Origin of the sequence: Canicola haemoglobinophilus, from assembly GCF_002015075.1 — a bacterium.
Classification (GTDB): domain Bacteria; phylum Pseudomonadota; class Gammaproteobacteria; order Enterobacterales; family Pasteurellaceae; genus Canicola; species Canicola haemoglobinophilus.
Map to the genome: position 1 here is coordinate 37,078 of NZ_MUXZ01000051.1, position 3,949 is coordinate 41,026.

3 protein-coding genes are annotated in these 3,949 nt (G+C 37.1%); 1 reads left to right on the top strand and 2 read right to left on the bottom strand.

From position 1 onward, the window contains the following. Positions 1–287: 287 nt before the first annotated feature. The gene (guaB, locus tag B0186_RS10720) at positions 288–1,751 is read right to left on the bottom strand and encodes an IMP dehydrogenase (protein ID WP_078219384.1); all 1,464 of its coding nucleotides are present in this window, start codon (positions 1,749–1,751) and stop codon (positions 288–290) included. Positions 1,752–1,919: 168 nt separating this feature from the next. On the opposite strand from guaB, the gene birA reads away from it, so the two are divergent. Next, positions 1,920–2,852 (top strand): bifunctional biotin--[acetyl-CoA-carboxylase] ligase/biotin operon repressor BirA, encoded by a 933-nt coding sequence (birA, locus tag B0186_RS10725; protein WP_078219386.1) that lies wholly within the window; start codon positions 1,920–1,922, stop codon positions 2,850–2,852. A gap of 58 nt (positions 2,853–2,910) precedes the next feature. Here the strand turns inward: birA and B0186_RS10730 are convergent, their stop codons facing one another. After that, positions 2,911–3,744: a DUF5718 family protein gene (locus B0186_RS10730; protein WP_078219388.1), complete on the bottom strand. Its 834-nt coding sequence runs from the start codon at positions 3,742–3,744 to the stop codon at positions 2,911–2,913. Positions 3,745–3,949 lie beyond the last annotated feature (205 nt).

A 3,949-nucleotide genomic window follows, 5' to 3' on the forward strand; every position in this document is an offset into this window, starting at 1 on the left:
TGTCTGTCTGTCTGTCTGTTCATGATTGGAAAACATTTTATGTCTAGTCAAATTCATTTTTTGTTAATTAAACGGTAACAGTTGTTGCATATCGGCAACATCGCTCATTTGTTTTTCTGTTTTTTATTCCAAACAGAGACCGCACTTCTTTTTGTTCAAAAATGCAATACTCATTTTGTTCCTGAATCTAATAAAAGTGAAATTACAAAATCTTTGGAAAATCTGACCGCTCTTTAAAACAATAATAGCCTTTCCTACATCATATCAGGAAAGGCTAGAATGTTTTATTAAGCCATACGATAGTTTGGAGCTTCTTTAGTAATCGTCACATCGTGAACGTGGCTTTCTTTGATACCAGCTCCACTAATACGCACAAATTGGGCTTTAGTGCGTAAATCTTCAATAGTTGGGCAGCCCGTTAAGCCCATACAAGAACGTAATCCGCCCATTTGTTGGTGGATAATTTCTTTTAAGAAACCTTTGTATGGAATACGACCTTCAATGCCTTCAGGGACTAATTTGTCGGCAGCGTTGTCTGATTGGAAATAGCGGTCACTTGAGCCTTTTGACATTGCCCCTAATGAACCCATACCACGATAAGATTTGAACGCACGACCTTGATAAAGCTCGATTTCACCCGGTGCTTCTTCTGTTCCTGCAAACATTGAACCCACCATAACGCAACTTGCCCCAGCAGCAATGGCTTTGGCAATATCGCCTGAATAGCGGATACCACCATCAGCAATCACTGGAATACCACGTTCTTTTAAGGCTTCTGCCGCATCAGCGATTGCAGTAATTTGTGGTACACCAACACCAGTTACAATACGAGTAGTACAGATTGAGCCTGGACCGATACCTACTTTTACCGCACTTGCCCCAGCATCAGCTAAAGCAATTGCACCTTCCGCGGTAGCGATGTTACCAGCAATAATAGGTAGGTTTGGATATTTGGCACGCGTTTCACGCACACGTTGTAAAACGCCTTCAGAATGACCGTGAGATGAGTCGATCAACAGCACATCAACACCTGCTTTGACTAAGGCTTCAATACGTTCTTCGTTACCTGGACCAGCACCAACTGCTGCACCAACACGCAGACGACCAAATTCATCTTTGCAGGCATTAGGTTTGCTTTCTGCTTTCTGATAATCTTTTAAGGTAATCATGCCTTTGAGTTTAAAGCTATCATCTACCACTAACACTTTTTCAACACGATGTTCGTGCATTAAGTTGAAAATTTCTTCTCTCGTAGCACCTTCTTTCACTGTAACTAAGCGATCTTTTGGCGTCATAAAATCGGCCACAGTTTTATTTAAATCGGAAACAAAACGAGTATCACGTCCTGTAATAATGCCGACTAAATTACTTTCTGCATCAACCACTGGATAGCCTGCAAAACCGTTTTTCTTCGCAAGATCAGCTAATTCAACTAAGGTCATTGTAGGCGAAACAGTGACGGGTTCAGAAACGATACCACTCTCAAATTTTTTCACTTTACGCACACGATCTGCTTGGCGTTCAATGGTCATATTTTTATGAATAAAACCAATTCCGCCCTCTTGCGCAAGGGAAATTGCTAGTTTGGTTTCAGTTACTGTATCCATTGCTGCTGAAAGCATTGGAATATTTAGGCGAATTTCTTTAGTAAGTTGGGTTGAAAGGTTGGCAGTATTTGGAAGTACTGTGGAATGAGCAGGAACTAATAGAACGTCGTCAAAAGTTAAAGCTTCTTGTTTGATGCGTAACATAGCAATATTCTCTCTATTAAAATTAAAAAGGGTAAAAAATATTGCGGCGACATTATACAGATCTCATGCTTGTTTGAAAATGTTTTTTTAGAATTATTTTCTATTGAAAAAAATTGTGCTAAAACAGCTTTGAGCTGAGATTTAACGGATAGTCGTTGTGAGGAAAAAATGTTTAAATTGTTGTCTATTTTGGCTGATTGTCACTCTCATTCTTATAAAAAATTGACCGCACTTTTAGATCTTACTGAAGATCAAATAGAAGAACAGATTGTACAATTAAGGCAAGAAGGTATTTTTGTTATAACTAATGAACAAAATATTTCGTTGCATCCTCAACTTCCTCTATTAAATCCATCTTATTTAGCAGCAAAGTTGAGCCCCCATAACATTTATTATCAACCTATCATTAATTCAACTAATCAATATTTAATGGATAATATTTCGCGGTTGAATAAAGGTGATTTATGCTTTACCGAATATCAATTTGCAGGTCGTGGTAGGAGAGGGCGACAATGGTTATCACCTTTTGCCGGTCAACTAATAGTGAGTTTTTATTGGACTTTAAGCCCGAATATTTCATTAAATGGTCTAAGTTCTGTATTAGGCTTGGCTACCGCAGAAACGCTAAATGAAATGGGTGCAGATGTTAAATTAAAATGGCCAAACGATTTGCTTTTATATGGTCGAAAATTGGCTGGGATTTTGGTTGAGATTGTCAATGCCAAAAATGGTTTACTGAATTTTATCGTTGGTATTGGGATAAATTTATCTTTGCCACAAAAAAATAAGATCGATCAACCTTGGGCGGAATTGGAAGAGGTTCTCACAGACATTGATCGCAATGAACTTGCAGTTAAGTTAGTACAAAAATGGTATCAATATTTAAACCTTTTTGAGCAACAAGGTATGGTAGCTTTTGCTCAACGCTGGATCGAGTTAGATCATTTTTTGGGGCAAGAGGTAAATGTTATTAGTGAAAAAGAAATCATTAGTGGAGTTGAGCAAGGCATTGATGAAAATGGTTATTTACTATTAGCATTGAATAATGGCGAGTTAAGAAAATTTAATGGCGGAGAGGTTTCATTGAGAAAGAAAGGATAGAAAGAACAATATAAAAGTGCGGTGTAAAATTAACGCCTTTTTACACCGCACTTATGGGCTAGATTACTTTTTGCACCAGAGCTGAAATATCTTGTTCAAACTGTTCCGCATTTACCATTGTTAAAATCTCATTTTCACTATATTTCTCAGCGTTATAAACCACCACAATACTTGTATCGCCTATTTGCAAAAAGTTTTTCTCGCCAAACTCGGTATAACGAGTGGCACCAATACTAATAATAGCTTGTGCTGGATAGCCAGCTTGTTTGAGTAAATTTGCAATATTGTTCATTGGATCTTGATCTGGTTGGTTGTTCATGCGGTCAATAATCCAATCCAATAATTTTTGATGAAAATAACTATAACCTACAGTTTGGCTATTAATGCCATATTCACTAAGTTGATCATGACGTTTGTGGAAACAAGCAATGCGATAGCTATCCAAATTTCCACCTTTTACAAATTTATCTAGAGGAATTCGAGTGGCTGAAATTCCTTTAGATGCCACTCCCCAATTTTTCTTTTCACAAATCTTACGTGCGTTTGGGCGGCGAATAGAGCAATCATTATAAGCAGCAAAATGAGTTGGTTTAAGTGCGGTCACTTTTTTGTCTGAATATTCAATTTGGCAAATCAACGCAACTTCTGGCTCAATTTGCAAATTGTCTGCATTGTCTGGAAATTTAATTTCTTGATGAGAAAGAGGAAAAATAGAAAGAAATTGCTCTGAGTCTGATAATGTCTGACTTGGCACATAAAAAGGGAAAATGGCTTTGGGCTGGATAGCTTCTTTTGTTTCTACTTTGACAAAGTCACTAGCCTCGCCAGCTTGTTCTAAATGTCCTGCAAAATTGCCTGCGACACCGAGCCCAATAAAATGTTTGTTTTGCATATTTATTTCCTCTTTTTGTTAATTGAGGGGGTAGTATTCAACAATCTAATATAGTAAGCAACCAATATTTTCTGACTAATTTACATTTTAACGTTTTAGAATATACATGACTCATCAAAAATTATACGACAATAGTTTTAAAAAACGTCAAGTTGCTACATAAATCGTCAATGAGCAAAATTTTTTAATTTTTTTGCAAAAAGTG

Bases quoted from the DNA above. Each gene is read 5' to 3' on its own strand.
- birA (WP_078219386.1), top strand. From the start codon at position 1,920: ATGTTTAAATTGTTGTCTATTTTGGCTGATTGTCACTCTCATTCTTAT.
- B0186_RS10730 (WP_078219388.1), bottom strand. From the start codon at position 3,744: ATGCAAAACAAACATTTTATTGGGCTCGGTGTCGCAGGCAATTTTGCA.
- guaB (WP_078219384.1), bottom strand. From the start codon at position 1,751: ATGTTACGCATCAAACAAGAAGCTTTAACTTTTGACGACGTTCTATTA.